Here is a 20,501-nt window from a genome sequence, read left to right as displayed (position 1 = left end):
CCCTCTCAGGTCGGCTACGCATCGTCGCCTTGGTGAGCCGTTACCCCACCAACTAGCTAATGCGCCGCAGGCCCATCTGTAAGCCACAGATTGCTCCGTGTTTCATGAACGGAACATGCGTTCCATCCAGCTATCCGCTCTTAGCTATCGTTTCCGATAGTTATCCCGGTCTTACAGGCAGGTTGCCTACGTGTTACTCACCCGTCCGCCGCTAACTGTTCCCGAAGGAACAGTCCGCTCGACTTGCATGTATTAGGCACGCCGCCAGCGTTCGTCCTGAGCCAGGATCAAACTCTCCATTAAAGACCCCGTTAACGTCCCGAAAAGTGAAGCAGAACCTCCGCAGAGAATTCCGATTCCTTTCCAGGTGTCTATACCGAGGTATAAGGAGCTTGTCTTAAGCTCAAAAGTAATGCTAGCGAGAATTTGCATTCTCTATTTTTAACACTCACTCGTTGTTCAGTTTTCAAAGGGCAATTATTGCAACCAAGCCGCGTCATTGCTGAACTTCGACCCGATTAACCAGCCTCCAAAGCTTAACTCTTATTTCTTGTTAAGTTTTTAGCGGCGACTTTCTTAATATATCACATCCGCCCATTACTTTGCAAGAACTTTTTTAAGGTTTTATTTTCCAACCTTGACTTCGTTCTTATTGCGGAAAAAGTGACGAAAGATAATGTATCACAAACTCCAGGCTCAAGTCAAGCGGTTTTTCAAGCGATTCTTAATATTTTTAATGATACATCCGATTCCTTGCATATTTGGATATTTCCTTAGGGGAAGCGAGGCGCGCATACATACGGAAAATGACCTTATACCGCGATTCAATCGCCACTTTAATGTCCCCGTCAATTCGTTTATCGTTCAAATCGAACAGCATTTCATCCAACTCTTTTTTCAATACGTAGTCCAGCTCTCTGCACTCTCTTTCATTGAACAAAAAACCGAGCATTGGCTTAAGTGCCCCTTTCTTATTTGCGGTCGCTATCCGGATTCATTTTTAGACACAAAAAAAGCATGCGAGGTAAAAAGCCCATTTTAGCTAAGTCTGGAGAATATTGAGCGCTTTTATCTTGCATACTTTTGCCTGCTTAAGCATCTTGCATGCTTTACTGTTATGCACATATTTGGTTATTTTTATGCCAGCCGATTTCTAATGATTTACAAGCCAAAAAGTGAAGGTGCTTTCAATAAGCGCCGCCGCTGTCAAGGAAATAACCAGTATCAGGATCACCGGAACTATTGCTTTGGCAAAGCCGCGCAGCTCTTCTTTGTATTTCACGGACCTCTCGGGACTTATAACCGATGTAACCAGCTTCAGCATTAACACACCCAGCCGCAGACCGAACGCACAGGCAAATATAATCGCGGGGATCTCTATAATGCCATGCGGGATAATCGCTTTGAGGAAAAACCATAACGACTCCTTTTGCGTGGAGATGGTGCCTACATAGCCGAGAATGAGCCCGTTGACTATCAAGAAAAATAAAGGAAGTATGCCGAACGCCGCGCCAAGCGCAATGATCACCACCGATTTAATCGCATTATTCAAAAAAATGAGCCAAAACAATGACCACTGCGGATGCTCCTTGCCGGCGATCGACTTTGTTATTTGTTCGAGGCCTTTCAACTGACTCTCTATGAAACCATGAAATTGATCGGAAAATCCCGCTCCAAGCACAACCGCCAATGCAAAAACGAGTGCGGAGGCGATGAAATAGTGTTTCATAAGACGAAACTGACGTATCAAATTATTCATGTGACCACTTCTCCCCGTTTCATTTTGCATCCGATACGACTAGCATATCTTTCTTGTCCCAGCATACATTTTAGTAAACTCAAAATCATACAAGCCCTATCTGCGCACATGAGGGCAAAGGAGGCTACGTTTTGTGAACTATTTCTATGTACTGAACGGTAAAAAATTGAAACAAGCATTCATCATCGCTGTTGCCGTCATATTTGCCATCGGTATCATTTACTCGGAGCGAGACAATGTTACGGTTTTCTCTCAAGGGGCGCCGCAAGCGATTTACAGCATCCAAACGGACAAGAAGGTTATTGCCCTTACTTTTGATATTAGTTGGGGAGATACGAGAACAGAACCGATTTTAAAAATTTTGGAGGAAAAAGGCATTAAAAATGCGACTTTCTTTCTGTCCTCTCCCTGGAGCAAAAGTCATCCGGACATCGTCAATCGTATTGTCAAGGGCGGTTGGGAAATCGGCAGCCACGGTCATAAGCATACGGACTACAGCAGCTTAAACGACGATGAAATCCGCAGACAGATAAGAACCTCGCATCAAATTTTAAATGAGGTGACCGGGCAGAGCCCAGGTCTGATCCGGCTGCCTAACGGCGATTTTGACAAAAGGGTGCTGCGCATCGCCAATGAGCTGAACTATACGGTAATCCAATGGGATACGGATTCGCAGGACTGGATGAACAAAGGCGTCGATACCATCATTAATCGCGTCGTGTCGAAAGCTCACCCCGGCGATATCGTCCTGATGCATGCCAGCGATTCCTGCAAGCAGACTCATCTGGCTCTGCCGGTGATTATCGACCAGCTTCGTGCGAAAGGATACGAATTCGTAAGCGTCGGCCAGCTGCTGAAGCAAACGCAGGTGGACGGCAAAACCCCTGTGGAAGATCAGGCCATGAAACAAATGAAATAATAATTTAGGAAGAGAGCCGTTTACAGCGGCTCTTTTTTGCTGCCCAGCACTTTCGATAAAATTAAAATTTGCCATGCATTACTCGCCAGCAATGGAACCATCATAAACAGTGTGGAAGCCGCGCTGTTTATCCGTAAAGCCGGAACCGCCTCAATGGCTGTCACTGTCGTCATGAAAAATAATGTCGGGATGAATCCGTTGCGGTTCGTCAGCTTCACTTTCCACAACGCCGTCCCCAGCGCGACGGCAAGCATCGCAAGCGGCAGCGCGGAGTACGAAAGCCAGCTGTAGTCTGTACCCAAGTGGCGTAAATAAATTAAATCAAACATTGTGATCAGGACGAGGATAACTTGCAGTATATCCCACACCCACTTGCTTTTGACAATCCCCATCGCGATGTAACGGATAATAAGATAGGCGAAAAATCCCATTTGGCTCAGGACGCTGATCATCGCTCCGCCAAGCAGCATCGTAGCTGCATTAAAGCTGATTTCTTTGCCGCCCATCAGGCCGAATTGCTGATCGTTTGCCTGCAGGATGAGTCCGATTATTAAAGCCGCTCCGGCGCCAATCAACATCGTTGTCCAAAATAAATAAAACCATTTTCTTAGCGTCACAATCTATACCCCCAAAGCAAACTTATATTCAGAAGTTAATTGTACCAACGTTCACAATAAAAAGCCAACAAGCCGCGGGTTGAAAATATGGCGCTTTGGCGAATAATAAGACCATCTTTTTAGGGAAAGGAGTCATGGCAATGATTTTAAAAAAGTGGTTGCGAATGGTTCCATTCATTCTGACCGTTCTGTTAATTACTACCTCCTGCGGCTCGAGCAAACAGACGACTTCGCAAGGTCCTCAAAGCACTGGCTATAAAGATACGAAAACGATGGTGCTTGATATTTTGAAAACCGAGGATGGGAAAAAAGCAATTATTGCCGCTCAAACGAGTGCCGTATCCAGCAGCGATGGGCAGATCAAGCTGCTATCGACCGGCGATTCGCAGCATATTCAGCTGGCGGTCAAAGATGTGTTAACCGATACAACCAACAACAAGTTTTTGCAAACCGTTATAACCGACCCTAAATTTGCCGGACAATTCGCCAAAGCGATCCAAAAGGAAATGAAGCAGATGCAGAAGGATCTTATGAAAGATCCGGAATACCAGCAGGCCGTAATCAGCACATTAAATAGCCCGGACTTCGAGAAAATGCTGCTGGATACGATGAAAAGCCCGCAATACCGGCAGCAAACAAAAACCGTTATGCAGGAATCGATGCAAAGCCCGCTTTTCCGTCTGGAAGTCATGAATTTGATGAAAAAAGTATTGGAAGAGGAATCTATGCCGAAAGCCAAAGGCGCTCAGGCCGGCGGCGGTGGTGGCGGTGGCGGCGGAGCTCAGAAGAAGAAGGGTAAGGGCGGCCAGAAGGATCAGGAAAGCAGCGCCAAACAATAATTAGTTCCAAGAACAAAGTCCCCCAAAAGTGACGTGAAACTCCGAAGTCAATTCCGATTACTTTTGGGGGAGCCCCCGGTTATCCACAGAAATTTGCTGCGCATAATTTCCTAAACAAGCAAAAAACCAGCCCTCCCAGGCTGGTTGCTTTCCATTGTCCGAGACCTGGCTGTAAACGCCCGTCATTCGCACTTATCCTAATTTATCGACAATATGTCGGGCAAGCTCCGCGTAAATGCGGCCTGTCTCGGTATCTGCCTTGTACACAGACGGGGAATAATCGGGTTCGGCAATATGGTTATCAGGCGCGCCGAGCGGGATTTGGGCTACTAATTCGGTATGCAGCTCCTCCGCCAATTTGGCGCCGCCGCCTCTGCCGAATACATAGTCCTTCTCGCCGCATTGGCCGCATTGGTAATACGCCATATTTTCAACAATGCCCAACATTTCATGCTCCGTATGTATCGCCATCGCCCCTGCTCTGGCAGCGACAAACGCCGCGGTCGCGTGCGGTGTCGTGACGATGATTTCTTTGCTCTGCGGAATCATCTGATGAACATCGAGCGCCACATCGCCTGTGCCCGGCGGCAAATCGAGCAGCACCATCTCCACGTCGCCCCAGCTTACTTCCTGGAAGAAATTGCGCAGCATTTTGCCCAGCATCGGGCCGCGCCATATAACCGGCGTATTCTCCTCAACGAAAAAGCCCATGGAGATCACCTTCACGCCAAATCGTTCCACAGGAATGATCTTGTTGCTGACGAGCTCCGGCTTCTGTTCGATTCCCATCATATCCGGAACACTGAACCCGTATATATCCGCGTCGATCAGTCCGACTTTTTTGCCCATCCGGGCTAGTGCGACTGCCAGATTGACGGTAACGGTCGACTTGCCTACACCGCCCTTTCCGCTCGCGATGGCGATGAATTGGACGCCCTCCGCCGGATCCAATATGTTGCGGACTTGCTCCGCCGCTTCGGTATGTACTTCGGCCGCATGCGCCTGCAGCTTGCGCGCCGCTTCGTTTCTGTCAAATTCGGATAAAGCCCGGAAGCGCAAATGAACATCCTTAGCGCCGGCCTGCTGGAAAGCTGCCGTAATTTGCCGCTCCAGATTTTGCTTATAGGACTCATCCTCCGAAGATAGCAGCACAGTTGCGGAAACGTTATCTTCTTTAATCATCATATCTCTGACGAACTGCAGCTCCGCCAGGTCCAGCTGAAACTCGGGATCATGCAGGTGGCGTATGGCATTCAATAATTGTTCTTTCGTTATCACATCTTCACCCCAGCGAAAGTATTCCTTATTTTACTGCACCTTATTATATCACAATTTCAATAAGAACCCACTTTTTCCCCCGAGTAGTACCGGAGAATACCTTGGTAGATGGAGGCTGCGATTTTTTTCTGATAAGCCGGCGACCGCAGCAGCCCCGCCTCGGCCGGGTTGGAAAGAAATCCGACCTCGACGAGTGCGCTTGGAATTTGCAATGTTTTCAGCAAATAAAAATTGTCTATCGGTTTAGCGACCCGGTCCGTATTCTTCAAATTTTTCTTCACTTCGTCTTGAATTAACGCGGCCAATAATCCGCTTTGTTGATGTTTAGGGTAATAAAATGTTTGTGCGCCTGACCATTTCTCGGACGGAGTGGCATTTAAATGAACGCTGACAAATAAATCCGATTTATGCCCGATAATAAACTGTGCACGGTTAATCATGTCTTCCGTCTTTCGTTTGCTGTAGCCTTTCGTTGAAGGCTCCGCCAAATCTTTATCGTTTTCCCGGGTCATGACCACCAACGCCCCGGCTTCCTGTAAATAGTCGCGAAGATGCAAGGTTATTGCCAAATTAATATCTTTCTCAATGATGCCGTCTTTGCTTTGCGCTCCCCCATCAGGCCCGCCGTGACCCGGATCGAGCGCGATCGTTTTGCCCGATAGAGGCAGCGTCCAGTTCGTCCACGTATTTGTGGCGGGCAGCTCGTAAGTAAACATGTACAGCATGAGTCCAACCAATAAAGCCGATATCATCAGCTTAAGGCCGCTCTGCATGGTCAGCCATACCACGACCCGCTTTCTCCTTTTCAACATAAAAAAATCCACCTCGCATCCCATAGACTCACTACCATCTATATGGGACGAGGTGGACAAATATACCTTCGTCCTACACCTGATATTCGGGTTCTTTCATGCCTTCAATAAGGACTTCCGCCACTTCCGGACGGGTAAATTCAGGCGGCGGGCATTGGCCGTCACGAAGCAGCGCACGAACCTTAGTGCCTGACAAATGCATGTGAGCCGCTTTGTCGTGTGGGCATGTTTTGCTCGATGCCATATTGCCGCATTTCGTACAGTAGAAGCTGTGTTCAAAAAACAGCGGCGTAATGCCGATTTCTTCTTTCGTAAAATTGCTGAATATTTCTTGCGCTTCATATGTGCCGTAATAATCGCCTACGCCTGCATGGTCGCGTCCGACGATAAAGTGAGTGCAGCCGTAGTTTTTACGAACCATAGCATGGAAAATGGCTTCTCGAGGCCCCGCGTAACGCATAGCCGCCGGAAATACACCAAGATGAACACGGTCCTGCGGGTAATAATTGTCGAGCAGCACAAGGTAGCTGCGCATTCGGACGTCTGCGGAAATATCGTCCGACTTCGTTTCGCCCACCAACGGATTCAAAAACAGTCCATCCACAATTTCCATAGCGCTCTTTTGGATGTATTCATGGGCGCGGTGTACGGGGTTGCGCGTTTGGAAACCGACTACCGTTCTCCAGCCATTCTCTACGAAAAGGCGGCGCGTATCCGACGGGTCAAAATAAAATTGTTCGAATTTGTCCGGCTTCGGACGGTTCAATACCTGGATCGGGCCTCCGAGAAGGATGTTGGAGCGCGACAGCAGCTTCTGCACGCCCGGATGCGCTTCATCATCGGTTTTAAACACTTTTACAGCCTCGTTCTTCTGATCGACCTTGTAAATGCTTTGGACGTCCAAAATGCCGTAAACGACGCCGTCCTGCTCGCCTACAAGCGCGACCTGCTCTCCATATTTAAGCGTTTCCGCGATGGCCTCATCTATGGGAAGCGTAATCGGAATGCTCCATACCGTACCGTCTGCAAGACGCATCCGTTCTACGACCGAATGGTAATCATCTTCGATCATAAACCCGGTCAAAGGCGAAAATGCGCCCACACCGATCAAATCGAGATCGGAAATCGTCCACGAATTAATTTGAAGCTGGAATAATCCTTCCGCCAGCTGTAACAGTCTTTCTCTTTCCGCACCATCCGCGATACGGTTAATCAATGTGCCTCCGTGAGGCTGAATCGTTTCTACGGACATAGTTCCCGAGTCCCCGCTTTCGCTATTATTTGTGAAGTCCGCATTCCGTCTTTTCGCTTCCTGCCCAACGTCCCGCGCGCGGATCTTCTCCCGGCATAACTTGACGTGTGCAATGCGAACAGCCGATACTTGGATAGTTGTTATCATGCAGCGGGTTGTAGATGATATTATTGCTGCGGATATAATCCCAAACGTCTTCGGTAGTCCAACTGGCCAACGGATTGAATTTGACCAAACCGAATTTAACGTCGTACTCCACTTTTTTCGCATTCGCCCGGGTTGGTGCCTGATCGCGGCGGATGCCCGTAATCCAGGCGTCATAGTTTTTCAATATGTCCGTCAACGGATCTACCTTGCGAATATTACAGCATTGATTCGGACTGCTTTTCCACAGCTCCTCGCCGTATTGCGCAGCTTGCTCCTCCAACGTCAGCTTTGGCAGCACTTGAACGAACTCAAGGCCGTAATGCTGCTGCAGCCGGTCGCGCGTATCCAACGTTTCCTGAAAATGTACATTCGTATCCAAATAAAAAATGTCGGTTTTTGGGCTGACTTTTTGAAGCATATCCACTAAAACCACATCTTCGGCGCCGAAGCTGCACGCTAATGTAAGGTTCGGAAATTTATCTACCGCCCATGTAATCAGAGCTTCCGGCGTTTGTTTTTCGAACGTTTCCGCCGCTTCCTGAATCAATTGTTCCTTTTCGAATAAATTCATGCGCTTACCTCCTGTAATTTTTAATTCCGAGTATATAAATGTGTTTTATCGTATATGTTTTAATTATATTCAGTACCGACTTTTTGTCAAATTAAATTTTTGTTGGGCCATTATCCAGTATATTGATTTGATTTATTGAAGGTGAACCGAAAAATAAAAAACCTTTCCACCGCAATAGTGGAAAGGTTCGTGTTTTGTATGGAATTAACGTTTCGAGAACTGAGGCGCACGACGTGCAGCTTTCAATCCGTATTTTTTACGTTCTTTCATACGAGGATCGCGAGTCAAGAAACCGGCTTTCTTCAACGATCCGCGGAATTCAGGATCTGCTTTCAGCAATGCACGGGAAATACCGTGACGGATTGCTCCGGCTTGTCCGGAAATACCCCCGCCGTTCGCGATAACCAAAACATCGTACTTGCTCAATGTTTCAGTCAATGTGAGCGGTTGTTTAACGATAAGCTTCAAAGTTTCCAAACCAAAATATTCATCCAGGTTGCGTTTGTTGATCACGATCCGGCCTTCTCCAGGTACCAAACGTACACGAGCTACCGAATGCTTACGACGACCTGTACCATAGTATTGAACTTGTGCCACAAGAATGTCCTCCCTTTATATTATCCGCGAAGTTCATACACTTCAGGCTGTTGAGCTTGATGTGGATGTTCAGATCCCGCATATACTTTCAATTTTGTTTTCAAGCTGTCGCCAAGACGATTTTTCGGAAGCATGCCGTGAATGGCAAGCTCGATTACGCGCTCCGGCTTGTTATTGATCATATCCTGTGCGGAAGTTACTTTCAGACCGCCGGAATACAAAGAGTGACGATAGTACATTTTATTTTGCAGCTTTTTACCAGTCAATCTGATTTTCTCAGCATTAATGACGACAACAAAATCGCCTGTGTCCACATGAGGTGTGAATTGCGGTTTATGTTTGCCGCGAATAAGGCTTGCCGCTTCGCTTGCAAGACGACCCAGTGTTTTGTCGGTTGCGTCAATAATGTACCATTTGCGTTCTACTTCATTAGGCTTAGCCATATATGTGGTACGCATCAATAGTTCCTCCTAAACATTTTGCACTTCGGTGCTCAATTCCCGTATTTGATGAAATGACATAGCTTGAGAACATAGTCCTCATGAAGGATCTCATCAACTTATTTATGTGCATCGTTAATTTGATTTTATAGTTGTTGGCCCTGTCCTGATCCGGGGCCGTGGGATAGCCGATCAAGAAACGCCAAGTAATATTGTACTATAGCCAGCATACAAAATCAAGTAATTGTTGCATCCTGATCGTACAAAACTTCCCACAGCGTCAAGCCGTGCGCCATTGCGGTCGGCCCTGCTTTCGCCCGGCTTCGCGCATTCAATATTTCGAGCATCGCCCCGCCGGACCGCTTCCCTTCGCCGACTTGAATTAACGTCCCGGCAATGATCCTTACCATATTGTATAAAAAGCCGTTTCCGGTCACATAAATATGAATAGCGTACGATTGTAAAATCGGATCCTGCGGTTCGCATTCCAGCCTGGCTTCATAAACGGTTCGGATATTGGACAGCTTGGTGGATCGAACGGAGCAAAACGATGTGAAATCATGGCGGCCTTCTATATATGCAAGGCCTTCTCTCATCGCCTCGACGCGTAGAGCGGTCGGATGATAAAACTCAAAATGCCGTTTGAACAAATCCGGATGCTTGCCGCAGCGAATCGTGTACCGGTACGTTTTCTGAACAGCCGATCTTCTCGAATGAAAAGAATCGTCCGCAAGTCTCGCACCGCTCACGACAATATCGGCCGGCAGCAGCGTATTTAACGCCATACACCAGCGCTCTACCGGAATTTTCGATGCGGTATAGAAGTTGATCACCTGACAGCGCGCATGCACGCCTGCGTCCGTACGGCCGGAGGAAGTCACTTTGATCGTTTCCCCGGTCAATGCCAAAATCGCCTTCTCCAGCACATCCTGTATCGTATTCTGATTGGGCTGGGTTTGAAAGCCGTTATAGGCCGTTCCATCATAACTGACTGTCATGCAAATATTCCGCACGGTCGACCTCCGTCATTTCATCGTGCACGCTGCAGCTGTACTCAAAGCTACAAAAAAAAGGGTTTCATCAGAATCAAGAGATCCCGTCCACCCTTTCCTACCCTTTTATGCACGATCTACTAGCTCTAAATATACCATAGGCGCTGCATCGCCGCGACGAGGCCCAAGCTTCAAGATTCTAGTATATCCACCCTGACGCTCAGCGTAGCGAGGTGCCAGATCGGAGAACAATTTTTGAATTGCATCTTGCGATTCATTAGCGGACTCGCGGCGAACAAAGGATGCAACTTGACGGCGAGCGTGAAGATCTCCACGCTTAGCCAATGTAATCAGCTTTTCTGCGATCGAACGCAATTCCTTCGCTTTTGCTTCAGTCGTTTGGATGCGTTCATGTATGAACAAGTCAGTTACCAAGTCGCGGAATAATGCTTTGCGCGCGCTGGAATCACGACCCAACTTTTGGTATGCCATTTGTGCAACCTCCTTCTGCTTCATTTGCTTATTGTATTATTTGTCGACGATTAGTCTTCCATTCGAAGGCCAAGGCCAAGCTCCTCGAGCTTTTCTTGTACCTCTTCAAGAGATTTGCGTCCAAGATTACGAACCTTCATCATGTCTTCTTCCGTTTTCGTAATCAATTCCTGCACCGTATTGATACCTGCACGCTTCAAGCAGTTGTAGGAGCGAACCGACAGATCGAGCTCTTCGATAGTCATCTCAAGCACTTTTTCCTTCTTGTCTTCTTCCTTCTCTACCATGATCTCAGCGTCCTTGGCTTCATCCGTCAAACCGACAAACAGCATCAAATGCTCCGTTAAAATCTTGGCGCCCAAGCTTACAGCTTCTTCAGGTCGAATACTTCCATCGGTCCAGACTTCGAGGGTTAGTTTATCATAGTTGGTAACTTGACCGACGCGAGTGTTTTCGACGCTGTAATTGACGCGGGTAATCGGAGTGTAGATCGAATCAATCGGAATGACGCCGATCAACTGCTCTTCCTTCTTGTTCTTGTCGGCTTGTACGTATCCGCGGCCGCGATTCGCATGAATTCGCATATGAAGACGCGCATCGGAGGATAAAGTAGCAATGTGCAAATCCGGATTCAGAATTTCTACATCGCTGTCACCACGAATATCGCCGGCTACGACAGCCCCTTCACCTTCCGCGTCGATTTCCAACACTTTCTCCTCGTCGGAATGTATCTTTAACGATAGCCCTTTAAGGTTTAGGATAATCTCCGTAACATCTTCCATAACGCCTGGAACCGTGGAAAACTCGTGCAGCACGCCGTCAATTTGAACGGACGTTACCGCTGCCCCCGGGAGCGAGGACAACAAAATTCTGCGCAGCGAGTTCCCCAGCGTGGTTCCATAGCCTCTTTCCAATGGCTCCACAACAAATTTGCCGTATGAGCCATCTTCACTCAATGATACGGTTTCTATTTTCGGCTTTTCGATTTCGATCACTTATAACCCTCCTTCAAAACGTCGCTTCCCTCTGGATAACTTAAGACGCATAAAACGTGCAGTATACCTATCCATATAGTATTCACTAATTTTGGATAATTATACCACTCTTTGCCATCCTGAATTAGACGCGACGACGTTTTGGAGGACGGCAACCGTTATGTGGGACAGGAGTCACGTCTTTAATCAGGTTTACTTCCAAACCTGCTGCTTGCAGCGAGCGGATAGCCGCTTCACGACCTGCACCAGGGCCTTTAACCATTACTTCAACCACTTTCATGCCATGCTCCATAGCGGCTTTGGCTGCGGACTCAGCGGCCATTTGCGCTGCGAACGGAGTGCTTTTACGGGAGCCTTTGAAGCCCAGGTTGCCGGCACTTGCCCAAGAGATTGCATTACCGTGAGGATCCGTGATAGTTACGATCGTATTGTTAAACGTAGAGCGGATATGTGCCACTCCAGAGTCGATATTTTTCCGGTCACGACGTTTGGTACGAACTACTTTTTTTGGTTTAGCCATTTTCAGTGTTAACCCCCTTTACTATTTTTTCTTGTTAGCTACAGTACGACGAGGACCTTTACGCGTACGTGCGTTCGTTTTCGTGCGTTGACCGCGAACAGGCAAGCCGCGGCGGTGACGAACACCACGATAGCATCCGATCTCGATCAGACGTTTAATGTTCAAAGAAATTTCGCGGCGAAGATCGCCTTCCACTTTAACGGTCTTGTCAATAGCATCTCGAAGTTTGCTAACTTCGTCCTCTGTAAGATCGCGAACGCGAGTAGACGGATCTACGCCTGTAGTAGCCAGAATCTTCTCAGAAGTGGTCTTGCCGATACCAAAAATGTACGTCAACGCGATAACAACGCGTTTGTCACGCGGTAAGTCTACACCAGCAATACGTGCCATTATACAAGCACCTCCTTATCCTTGTTTTTGTTTATGCTTAGGGTTTTCGCAAATTACCATTACGTTACCTTTGCGGCGAATGACTTTGCATTTTTCGCAAATCGGTTTGACCGATGGTCTAACTTTCATCTTAATTACCTCCTGATAGTTTTTCGCGAGAAAAACTTGCATCGAAAGCGCTGCTTGACTATAAAGCTTGCTTTAGCAAGCGGGTTCGTTCACAAACCGATCTATTTAAAACGATAGGTTATACGGCCTCTGGTCAAATCATAAGGGGAAAGTTCCACCGTCACTTTATCACCAGGCAAGATCCGGATAAAATGCATTCTGATTTTCCCGGATACATGAGCAAGTATTTTATGACCGTTTTCCAATTCAACCTTAAACATTGCATTAGGAAGAGGTTCAATCACTGTACCTTCAACTTCAATTACATCTTCTTTGGCCACAGTCATTCTCCTTTCTCTTGTGCTTCTGATTGTAGTTGATCCACGTACTTAAAGAGTGCAAACCGCAGTTTACCGTTAGTTACGCGACCGCTATCCTGCAAGCTTTCCACGACTTCACTGCTGATCGCCTGCAGCAATTCGAGATGAGCCAAATTTTTCTTTTTAGGATGATCGAACTTCCGTTTGTCGCCGTCGGCAATCCATACGAATCGTTGGTCTTCGACGTTGATAATAACGGCGTACTTCCCGGAATCTTTGCCCCGAACAATCCTAACGATTTGTCCCAGTTGAGGTATGTTTACCGAATCCACTCTATCACCTACGATCCAGACTTGGTCAATATTTCATACCCTTCTGGCGTAATAGCGATGGTATGCTCGAAATGCGCGCACAGTGTGCCATCCACTGTAACAACCGTCCAATTGTCGTCCAATGTCTTGACGAAACGTTCGCCGACATTAACCATCGGTTCGATTGCTAATACCATACCCGGCTTTAGACGAGGACCTCGTCCCGGCAAGCCGTAATTCGGAATTTGTGGTTCCTCGTGAAGCTCGGAACCAACTCCATGCCCTACATATTCTCGAACAATTGAAAAACCGGCATCCTCGACGCATTTTTGAATCGCATGAGAGATCGTATACAATCGCGCGTCCGGCTTAGCTTCTGCCAGTCCAGCGTATAAGCTTTGTTCCGTTACTTCTAATAATTTCTTAGCTGTTTCGGAAATCGTGCCTACACCATACGTCCATGCGGAGTCGCCATGATAACCTTTGTACTTGGCGCCGATATCGAGACTGATAATATCGCCGTCTTTAAGCTTACGTCCGCTTGGGATGCCGTGAACCAATTCATCATTAACCGAAGCACAGATGCTGCCAGAAAAACCGTTATAGCCTTTAAAAGATGGAGTTGCGCCCTGACTGCGAATGAAATCTTCTGCGATTTGATCCAGCTCTTTCGTTGTAATATCGGGCTGAATGGATTTCTGCAACAAGCGATGCGTTTCGGCTACAATACGACCGGCTTCTCTCATTAATTCCAATTCAGCTGCTGATTTACAAATGATCATTACGCTTGCCCTCGCAATAGTGAACTGATTTGTGCAGTAACCGTATTAATCTCTTGCTCACCGTTAACCTCACGCAAGTTTCCTTTGTCACGATAATACGACAGCAAAGGCGCCGTCTTGTTCATGTACTCATCAAGGCGAGTACCTACTTTTTCTTCGGTATCATCCGATCTTTGATACAGTTCACCTGAACATTTATCACATACATTTTCAGTTGCAGGGGGGTTAAACAAGATATGATACGTAGCTCCACATGCTCTACAGATTCTTCTTCCGGTCAAACGAGCCAACAACAGGTTGCGATCAACGCTTAAATTAATTACATGGTCGATGTTTCTTCCCATGCCTTGCACAATTTCGTCGAGTGCTTCCGCCTGCGAAATCGTTCTGGGAAAACCGTCCAGCAAGAAGCCCGGAACGCAGTCAGGCTGCTGCAGCCTTTCCTTAACGATACCTATGGTAATCTCGTCAGGAACCAGCAAACCTTGATCCACATACTTTTTGGCTTCGAGCCCCAGCGGCGTTTCCTGTTTCATTGCCAAACGAAACGCATCACCCGTAGAAATATGCGGGATTTGAAATTCATTGACGATACTTTCCGCCTGTGTACCTTTACCTGCACCAGGAGGCCCCATAAAGATTACGTTCATAATGACTTCCTCCCCATCACATCAAGTGATGCTAACAGCACAATAGGTGCCGATAGTCAATAAATCACTACCAGAACCTATTTGCTATTTATTAATAAAGCCTTTGTAATGCCGTTTGATTAATTGGCTTTCAATTTGCTTCATCGTTTCCAAACCAACACCGATGACGATCAGCAGGGACGTTCCGCCAATACTTACCGAGCTCGGCAAGTTGGCCAACTTTCCTAAGATCATGGGCAGAATGGCGACGATAGCGAGAAAAATTGCGCCGGATAACGTAATCCGCGTCATCACTCTCGTCAAGTAGACGGAGGTGGTTTTGCCAGGACGAATCCCGGGGATGTACCCGCCGTTTTTCTTCATCTGATCGGCCATTTGCTCGGGGTTAATCTGCACGAAAGTGTAGAAGAAAGTGAACCCGATAATCAGCAGCACATACAAAGTCATTCCAAGCGGATGCGTATAGTTCAGGTTCGTAATAATCCAGTCGGCAACCGCATTCCCTCTCCAGAAGCTGGCTAAGGTCGGAGGAAATACGAGCAGCGATAGGGCGAAAATAACTGGAATTACGCCTGCGGCATTTACTTTTAACGGAATGTGTGTGGATTGACCACCGTACATTTTACGGCCAACCACCCGTTTTGCATATTGCACCGGAATTTTGCGAACACCTTGCTGAATGAAAATGACCCCCGCGATAATCGCTATAATAACGACCGCGATGATGAGCATCTTCAGTACATTCAAGAACAACGCGTCACCGGCTTGTGCAAACTGGGATTTGTAGATCTGCGAAATTCCTGTTGGAATGGCCGCGACGATCCCAGCGAAGATGATAATGGAAATACCATTTCCAATGCCGTTCTCAGTGATCTGTTCCCCTAACCACATCAGAAAAGCAGTGCCCGCCGTAAGTACAATGGCGATCAAGGCATATGTTGCGAAACTGGGGTTCACAACCAATCCGGCGTAGATGCGGTTAAATCCGATCGCCACACCGAACGCTTGAATTAGCCCCAACACAATCGTACCATACCGCGTAATCTGCGCTAGCTTTTTCCTGCCCATCTCGCCTTCTTTGGCCCATTGAGCAAACCTCGGAATGACATCCATCGACAACAGCTGTACGATGATCGACGATGTAATGTAAGGCATAATCCCCGTCGCAAAAATGGAGAATTGAAACAATGCCCCCCCGGTAAAGGTGTTCAACAAGCCAAAAACATCGCTGGAATTAGCATGGTCTTGAGCTTTAAGAATATCTGTGTTGATGTTAGGTACCGTGATGAAAGCACCAATTCGGTAGACGATCAGTACCAATAAGGTAAACAGAATTCTTCTTCTCAAATCGTCTACTTTCATAATATTGGATATGGTACGAAACATTAAATCACCTCGGTTTTACCGCCGGCAGCCTCGATTTTATCTACCGCAGATTGGGAAAACTTGTTAGCTTTTACGTTCAATTGAACCGTAATTTCGCCATTGCCCAAGATTTTAATGCCGTCTCTTCCATTTTTCACGATTCCGGACTCAAAAAGTACTTCCGGCGTCACTTCCGTGCCAGCAGCAAACTTATTAAGTTCAGACAAATTCACGATCGCAAATTCCTTACGGAACCGGTTAGTGAATCCACGCTTAGGCAAGCGACGATAAAGAGGGTTTTGACCTCCCTCAAAGCCAGGACGTACGCCACCGCCGGAACGGGCGTTTTGACCTTTATGACCGCGAGTAGATGTTTTACCCATGCCGCTTCCGATACCGCGGCCTACACGTTTGCGGGCTTTGCGGGATCCAACAGCCGAAGTAAGTTCATGCAATTTCATCGTTTGCACCTCCTCTAGTACTTATTGTTAAGCCTTATTAAGCTTCGATTTCTTTAACTTCCACAAGATGACTTACTTGATTCACCATACCGCGAATCGCAGCGTTGTCTTGTTGCGTAACAGATTGGTGCAGTTTGCGCAATCCGAGAGAAGCAACTGTACGACGCTGTACTTCCGGACGACCAATCAGGCTGCGTTTGAGGGTAATTTGTAATTGCTTAGCCATGGTATCCCTCCTAACCTAACAGTTCTTCAACAGTTTTGCCACGCAGCTTTGCAACTTCTTCAGCACGCTTCAGACGCTGCAAGCCTTCAAGGGTAGCATTAACCATGTTGATGGAGTTAGAAGATCCTAGGGATTTGGTCAAAATATCGCCTACACCAGCCAGTTCCAACACCGCACGAACAGGGCCGCCGGCAATAACGCCGGTACCTTTGGAAGCTGGTTTCAACAATACGTTGCCTGCTCCAAATTTACCGATAACCAAGTGAGGGATGGTTGTGCCGACGATAGGTACATGAATCAGGTTTTTCTTGGCGTCTTCGATACCTTTGCGAATCGCATCAGGCACCTCTCCCGCTTTACCGATTCCTGCGCCTACCCAGCCATTACCGTCGCCTACAACGACAAGAGCGCTGAAGCTAAAACGACGTCCGCCTTTTACTACTTTAGCAACGCGGTTAATGTTAACGACTTTTTCAGTTAACTCTAAAGTATTGGGATCAATACGCAAGTGACTTTACCTCCTTGTAAATTCTATTAAAATTCAAGACCTGCTTCACGAGCTGCATCAGCCAAAGCCTGCACGCGTCCATGATACAAATATCCGCCGCGGTCAAATACGACTTTCGCTACACCGCTCTTTTTAGCGCGCTCCGCAATCAAAGCTCCGACCTTGCGAGCCGCTTCAACATTGCCGCCGTTACCGATACCGTCTTTCAGCTCTTTATCTTGAGTAGAAGCGGCAGCGATCGTTACACCCGTCACATCGTCGATCAATTGAGCGTACATGTGTTTGGAAGAACGGAAGATATTCAAGCGTGGACGTTCAGCCGTTCCTTGAATTTTCTTACGTACACGAAGGTGTCTTTTCAGACGAGCTTTATTTTTATCGCTTTTTGTAATCATCCGAGGTTCACTCCTTTCAGCTTGACTAAGACATTAACGCTTTACGCGATATTGTTATTTCTTCTTACCGGCTTTACCTTCTTTGCGAATAATGCGCTCGCCTTCGTATTTAATACCTTTACCTTTATACGGTTCAGGCTCACGAACGGAACGAATCTTGGCAGCAGTAGCGCCGACCAATTCTTTATCGATACCTTTGACGATGATCTTAGTGTTTGAAGGAACCTCGAATTCGATGCCGCTTTCCGGCTCGATCTCAACAGGGTGGGAATAACCAACGTTCAAAACCAGCTTATTGCCGGTTTTATTCGCACGGTAACCTACACCAACCAAATCAAGGTTTTTCACAAAGCCTTCAGTTACACCGCTAACCATGTTGTTGACAACGCTTCTTGTCGTACCATGAAGGGAACGATGTAATTTATTATCAGAAGGACGCTCTACTGAAATTTCATTCTCAGCAATAACAACCTTCATGTCTCTGTGTAATTCACGGCTCAAAGTACCTTTAGGGCCTTTTACCGTAATAAGTGTGTTATCCAAAGTGATGTTGACGCCACTTGGAATTGTAATTGGCTTACGACCAATACGGGACATGGTATGCACCTCCGTTCATTAAAATTCTGTTTTACCAGACGTAGCAGATAACTTCTCCGCCGGATTTGGATTGACGAGCTTCCTTGTCTGTCATAACGCCATGGGAAGTGGAGATAATTGCAATTCCCAAGCCGCCAAGTACGCGAGGAACCTCTTGACTTTTTGTATAAACGCGCAAGCCCGGCTTGCTGATTCTTTTCAGACCGGAGATAACACGCTCATTGTTAGGGCCGTATTTCAAGAACAAACGGATAATCCCTTGCTTGTTATCTTCGATATATTCAGCGTCACGGATGAAGCCTTCCTTCTTGAGGATCTCAGCAATTTCTCTTTTGATCGTCGAAGCAGGAATTTCTACAGTCTCATGACGCACAACGTTTGCATTACGAATGCGAGTAAGCATATCTGCAATTGGATCTGACATGACCATTTTGGTGAACCTCCTTCCCGAAACTTGGGTAATTACCAGCTTGCTTTTTTCACGCCAGGAATCTGGCCTTTGTATGCCAATTCACGGAAACAAATTCTGCAAATTTTGAATTTCCGTAGAACCGAATGTGGACGACCGCAACGTTCGCAGCGAGTGTAAGCTTGCACCTTAAATTTAGGAGGGCGCTGCTGCTTCACTTTCATCGAAGTTTTTGCCACTTATTTTTACACCTCCGGGGCTTAGCCAATCCGAATTACTTCGAAAACGGCATACCTAATTGGGTTAATAATTCACGCGACTCTTCGTCGGATTTAGCTGTTGTTACAATAACGATATCCATACCGCGTACTTTATCGACTTTATCGTACTCGATTTCCGGGAAAATCAATTGTTCTTTCAGACCCAGCGTGTAATTGCCGCGACCGTCGAAAGCTTTCGAGGATACGCCGCGGAAGTCACGAACCCGTGGTAGAGCGATGTTGAACAATTTATCCAGGAAATGATACATCCGCTCGCCGCGCAAAGTTACTTTTGCACCGATCGGCATATTTTCACGCAATTTGAAACCTGCGATCGATTTTTTCGCTCTCGTTACAACAGGCTTTTGACCGGAGATAAGCTGCAGATCCTGTACCGCAACATCCAGTACTTTGGAGTTGGAAACAGCTTCACCTACACCCATGTTGATAACGACTTTCTCGATCTTAGGCACTTGCATTACCGTGCTGTAGTTAAACTTTTGGATCAATGAAGGTGTAACTTCATTCAAAAAACGATCTTTTAATCTTGCTGCCATGTTTCATGTACCTCCTTTCTTACCTTATACGATTAATCGATGACTTCACCGGATTTTTTAGCGATACGCACTTTTTGACCGTTGTCCATTACTTTATAACCTACGCGGGTAGGCTGGCCGCTCTTCGGATCGATCAGCATCACGTTGGATACGTGAATTGGCGCTTCCTGAGCAATGATGCCGCCCTGCGGATTCGACTGCGATGGTTTCGTGTGCTTCTTCACCATGTTCACACCTTCGACCAACACGCGGTTTTCGCGAGGATATGCTGCGATTATACGACCTTTTTTACCTTTGTCTTTACCTGTAATCACGAACACATTGTCATCTTTTTTCACGTGCAATTTATTGTTGTGAGACTCCAATTTCTTGGGTTGCTTTGGCATTGAGTTTCCACCTCCTGAGAGCATTCGTAAGAATGCTAACTTCGTAAGCATAAACTTTAAGTTTTCGTTAGAAAACTGACTTCGTAAGGTACAGCTGAGCATTCCTGGGGAATGCTATTTATATTCGTTAGCCGCCGCGCGGCTGTTCATTAGATAACTTCAGGTGCGAGAGAAACGATTTTCATAAAGTCTCTGTCGCGAAGTTCACGAGCAACTGGCCCGAAGATACGAGTTCCGCGAGGACTTTTATCGTCCTTCACGATAACCGCCGCATTCTCATCGAAGCTGATGTAAGAACCGTCTTTACGACGAGCTCCGCGTTTCGTGCGGACGATAACCGCCTTAACTACATCACCCTTTTTGACAACGCCACCTGGTGTTGCTTCTTTCACCGAACAAATGATCAAATCGCCGATGTGACCTACGCGACGACCTGTGCCACCTAACACACGGATACACATCAGTTGCTTGGCGCCAGAGTTGTCAGCCACATTTAAACGAGATAGAGGTTGAATCATTGTCTAAACCCTCCTTCCGGAATTGATG

Annotated in this window: 32 protein-coding genes and 1 rRNA gene; 2 read left to right on the top strand and 31 right to left on the bottom strand. The window is 46.9% G+C overall.

What is annotated here, in order from left to right:
* From E1757_RS32700 to E1757_RS32690, 3 genes are all read right to left on the bottom strand, one after another.
* Positions 1-303, bottom strand: a 16S ribosomal RNA gene (locus tag E1757_RS32700); the annotation flags it as partial.
* A 430-nt stretch (positions 304-733) separates the two neighbouring features.
* Positions 734-952 carry a hypothetical protein gene (locus E1757_RS32695; RefSeq protein ID WP_133236184.1) on the bottom strand — a complete coding sequence of 73 codons (219 nt, stop codon included), beginning with the start codon at positions 950-952 and terminating at the stop codon, positions 734-736.
* 201 nt (positions 953-1,153) lie between these two features.
* Complete coding sequence (locus tag E1757_RS32690) at positions 1,154-1,759, bottom strand: stage II sporulation protein M (RefSeq protein WP_133236182.1); 606 nt, start codon at positions 1,757-1,759, stop codon at positions 1,154-1,156.
* A gap of 133 nt (positions 1,760-1,892) precedes the next feature.
* Here E1757_RS32690 and pdaB point away from each other — a divergent pair, with 133 nt between their 5' ends.
* A complete protein-coding gene (pdaB, locus tag E1757_RS32685; protein ID WP_133236180.1) occupies positions 1,893-2,678 on the top strand; it encodes a polysaccharide deacetylase family sporulation protein PdaB in 786 nt (261 codons plus the stop codon).
* A gap of 20 nt (positions 2,679-2,698) precedes the next feature.
* Here the strand turns inward: pdaB and E1757_RS32680 are convergent, their stop codons facing one another.
* Positions 2,699-3,295 (bottom strand): KinB-signaling pathway activation protein, encoded by a 597-nt coding sequence (locus E1757_RS32680; RefSeq protein ID WP_133236178.1) that lies wholly within the window; start codon positions 3,293-3,295, stop codon positions 2,699-2,701.
* A gap of 140 nt (positions 3,296-3,435) precedes the next feature.
* On the opposite strand from E1757_RS32680, the gene gerD reads away from it, so the two are divergent.
* Entirely contained in the window at positions 3,436-4,134 is a 699-nt protein-coding gene (gene gerD / locus E1757_RS32675) for a spore germination lipoprotein GerD (protein ID WP_246079686.1), read from the top strand.
* 192 nt (positions 4,135-4,326) lie between these two features.
* Here gerD and E1757_RS32670 read toward each other — a convergent pair whose 3' ends face one another.
* From E1757_RS32670 to rplN, 27 genes are all read right to left on the bottom strand, one after another.
* The gene (locus E1757_RS32670; protein ID WP_133236176.1) at positions 4,327-5,412 is read right to left on the bottom strand and encodes an Mrp/NBP35 family ATP-binding protein; all 1,086 of its coding nucleotides are present in this window, start codon (positions 5,410-5,412) and stop codon (positions 4,327-4,329) included.
* A gap of 56 nt (positions 5,413-5,468) precedes the next feature.
* On the bottom strand, positions 5,469-6,224 hold the full coding sequence (cwlD, locus tag E1757_RS32665) for an N-acetylmuramoyl-L-alanine amidase CwlD (protein WP_133236174.1): 756 nt from the start codon (positions 6,222-6,224) through the stop codon (positions 5,469-5,471).
* Between the two features lie 73 nt (positions 6,225-6,297).
* Positions 6,298-7,476 (bottom strand): sulfate adenylyltransferase, encoded by a 1,179-nt coding sequence (gene sat, locus E1757_RS32660; RefSeq protein WP_133236172.1) that lies wholly within the window; start codon positions 7,474-7,476, stop codon positions 6,298-6,300.
* A gap of 25 nt (positions 7,477-7,501) precedes the next feature.
* On the bottom strand, positions 7,502-8,194 hold the full coding sequence (locus E1757_RS32655; protein WP_133236170.1) for a phosphoadenylyl-sulfate reductase: 693 nt from the start codon (positions 8,192-8,194) through the stop codon (positions 7,502-7,504).
* A 204-nt stretch (positions 8,195-8,398) separates the two neighbouring features.
* A complete protein-coding gene (gene rpsI, locus E1757_RS32650; RefSeq protein ID WP_133236168.1) occupies positions 8,399-8,791 on the bottom strand; it encodes a 30S ribosomal protein S9 in 393 nt (130 codons plus the stop codon).
* 20 nt (positions 8,792-8,811) lie between these two features.
* Positions 8,812-9,249: a 50S ribosomal protein L13 gene (rplM, locus tag E1757_RS32645; protein ID WP_133236166.1), complete on the bottom strand. Its 438-nt coding sequence runs from the start codon at positions 9,247-9,249 to the stop codon at positions 8,812-8,814.
* 218 nt (positions 9,250-9,467) lie between these two features.
* On the bottom strand, positions 9,468-10,244 hold the full coding sequence (truA, locus tag E1757_RS32640) for a tRNA pseudouridine(38-40) synthase TruA (RefSeq protein ID WP_133236164.1): 777 nt from the start codon (positions 10,242-10,244) through the stop codon (positions 9,468-9,470).
* Between the two features lie 105 nt (positions 10,245-10,349).
* Complete coding sequence (gene rplQ, locus E1757_RS32635; RefSeq protein WP_133236162.1) at positions 10,350-10,715, bottom strand: 50S ribosomal protein L17; 366 nt, start codon at positions 10,713-10,715, stop codon at positions 10,350-10,352.
* A gap of 50 nt (positions 10,716-10,765) precedes the next feature.
* A complete protein-coding gene (locus E1757_RS32630; RefSeq protein ID WP_133236160.1) occupies positions 10,766-11,710 on the bottom strand; it encodes a DNA-directed RNA polymerase subunit alpha in 945 nt (314 codons plus the stop codon).
* A 124-nt stretch (positions 11,711-11,834) separates the two neighbouring features.
* On the bottom strand, positions 11,835-12,230 hold the full coding sequence (gene rpsK / locus E1757_RS32625) for a 30S ribosomal protein S11 (protein ID WP_133236158.1): 396 nt from the start codon (positions 12,228-12,230) through the stop codon (positions 11,835-11,837).
* Positions 12,231-12,251: 21 nt separating this feature from the next.
* Positions 12,252-12,620, bottom strand: a complete 369-nt coding sequence (rpsM, locus tag E1757_RS32620) for a 30S ribosomal protein S13 (RefSeq protein WP_133236156.1) — start codon at positions 12,618-12,620, stop codon at positions 12,252-12,254.
* Between the two features lie 15 nt (positions 12,621-12,635).
* Positions 12,636-12,749: a 50S ribosomal protein L36 gene (gene rpmJ / locus E1757_RS32615; protein ID WP_003333770.1), complete on the bottom strand. Its 114-nt coding sequence runs from the start codon at positions 12,747-12,749 to the stop codon at positions 12,636-12,638.
* A 101-nt stretch (positions 12,750-12,850) separates the two neighbouring features.
* The gene (gene infA, locus E1757_RS32610; protein ID WP_009676800.1) at positions 12,851-13,069 is read right to left on the bottom strand and encodes a translation initiation factor IF-1; all 219 of its coding nucleotides are present in this window, start codon (positions 13,067-13,069) and stop codon (positions 12,851-12,853) included.
* 2 nt (positions 13,070-13,071) lie between these two features.
* Positions 13,072-13,380 (bottom strand): KOW domain-containing RNA-binding protein, encoded by a 309-nt coding sequence (locus E1757_RS32605; RefSeq protein ID WP_133236154.1) that lies wholly within the window; start codon positions 13,378-13,380, stop codon positions 13,072-13,074.
* 8 nt (positions 13,381-13,388) lie between these two features.
* Positions 13,389-14,141: a type I methionyl aminopeptidase gene (map, locus tag E1757_RS32600; protein WP_133236152.1), complete on the bottom strand. Its 753-nt coding sequence runs from the start codon at positions 14,139-14,141 to the stop codon at positions 13,389-13,391.
* Positions 14,141-14,791, bottom strand: a complete 651-nt coding sequence (locus E1757_RS32595; RefSeq protein ID WP_133236150.1) for an adenylate kinase — start codon at positions 14,789-14,791, stop codon at positions 14,141-14,143. The genes map and E1757_RS32595 overlap by 1 nt, the downstream gene beginning before the upstream one ends.
* Positions 14,792-14,875: 84 nt before the next feature.
* A complete protein-coding gene (gene secY, locus E1757_RS32590; RefSeq protein WP_133236148.1) occupies positions 14,876-16,177 on the bottom strand; it encodes a preprotein translocase subunit SecY in 1,302 nt (433 codons plus the stop codon).
* A complete protein-coding gene (gene rplO / locus E1757_RS32585) occupies positions 16,177-16,617 on the bottom strand; it encodes a 50S ribosomal protein L15 (RefSeq protein ID WP_133236146.1) in 441 nt (146 codons plus the stop codon). Before rplO ends, secY begins: the two co-directional genes overlap by 1 nt.
* Positions 16,618-16,654: 37 nt before the next feature.
* Positions 16,655-16,843, bottom strand: a complete 189-nt coding sequence (rpmD, locus tag E1757_RS32580; RefSeq protein WP_133236144.1) for a 50S ribosomal protein L30 — start codon at positions 16,841-16,843, stop codon at positions 16,655-16,657.
* A gap of 10 nt (positions 16,844-16,853) precedes the next feature.
* Positions 16,854-17,351 (bottom strand): 30S ribosomal protein S5, encoded by a 498-nt coding sequence (rpsE, locus tag E1757_RS32575; RefSeq protein WP_094018036.1) that lies wholly within the window; start codon positions 17,349-17,351, stop codon positions 16,854-16,856.
* 26 nt (positions 17,352-17,377) lie between these two features.
* Positions 17,378-17,746 carry a 50S ribosomal protein L18 gene (gene rplR, locus E1757_RS32570; protein ID WP_133236142.1) on the bottom strand — a complete coding sequence of 123 codons (369 nt, stop codon included), beginning with the start codon at positions 17,744-17,746 and terminating at the stop codon, positions 17,378-17,380.
* A 54-nt stretch (positions 17,747-17,800) separates the two neighbouring features.
* On the bottom strand, positions 17,801-18,343 hold the full coding sequence (gene rplF / locus E1757_RS32565; protein WP_133236140.1) for a 50S ribosomal protein L6: 543 nt from the start codon (positions 18,341-18,343) through the stop codon (positions 17,801-17,803).
* 31 nt (positions 18,344-18,374) lie between these two features.
* Positions 18,375-18,773, bottom strand: a complete 399-nt coding sequence (rpsH, locus tag E1757_RS32560; protein WP_133236138.1) for a 30S ribosomal protein S8 — start codon at positions 18,771-18,773, stop codon at positions 18,375-18,377.
* A 32-nt stretch (positions 18,774-18,805) separates the two neighbouring features.
* On the bottom strand, positions 18,806-18,991 hold the full coding sequence (locus tag E1757_RS32555) for a type Z 30S ribosomal protein S14 (protein ID WP_026326663.1): 186 nt from the start codon (positions 18,989-18,991) through the stop codon (positions 18,806-18,808).
* 35 nt (positions 18,992-19,026) lie between these two features.
* On the bottom strand, positions 19,027-19,569 hold the full coding sequence (rplE, locus tag E1757_RS32550) for a 50S ribosomal protein L5 (RefSeq protein WP_133236136.1): 543 nt from the start codon (positions 19,567-19,569) through the stop codon (positions 19,027-19,029).
* A gap of 32 nt (positions 19,570-19,601) precedes the next feature.
* Positions 19,602-19,955, bottom strand: coding sequence for a 50S ribosomal protein L24 (gene rplX, locus E1757_RS32545; protein ID WP_220446566.1), 354 nt, complete (start codon positions 19,953-19,955; stop codon positions 19,602-19,604).
* 149 nt (positions 19,956-20,104) lie between these two features.
* Positions 20,105-20,473, bottom strand: coding sequence for a 50S ribosomal protein L14 (gene rplN, locus E1757_RS32540; protein ID WP_133236134.1), 369 nt, complete (start codon positions 20,471-20,473; stop codon positions 20,105-20,107).
* Positions 20,474-20,501: the final 28 nt, after the last annotated feature.

Source organism: Paenibacillus piri (assembly GCF_004354045.1).
Taxonomy (GTDB): domain Bacteria; phylum Bacillota; class Bacilli; order Paenibacillales; family NBRC-103111; genus Paenibacillus_S; species Paenibacillus_S piri.
Note: the sequence above shows the minus strand (reverse complement) of the source record. Positions and strands in the feature narration are given on the sequence as shown.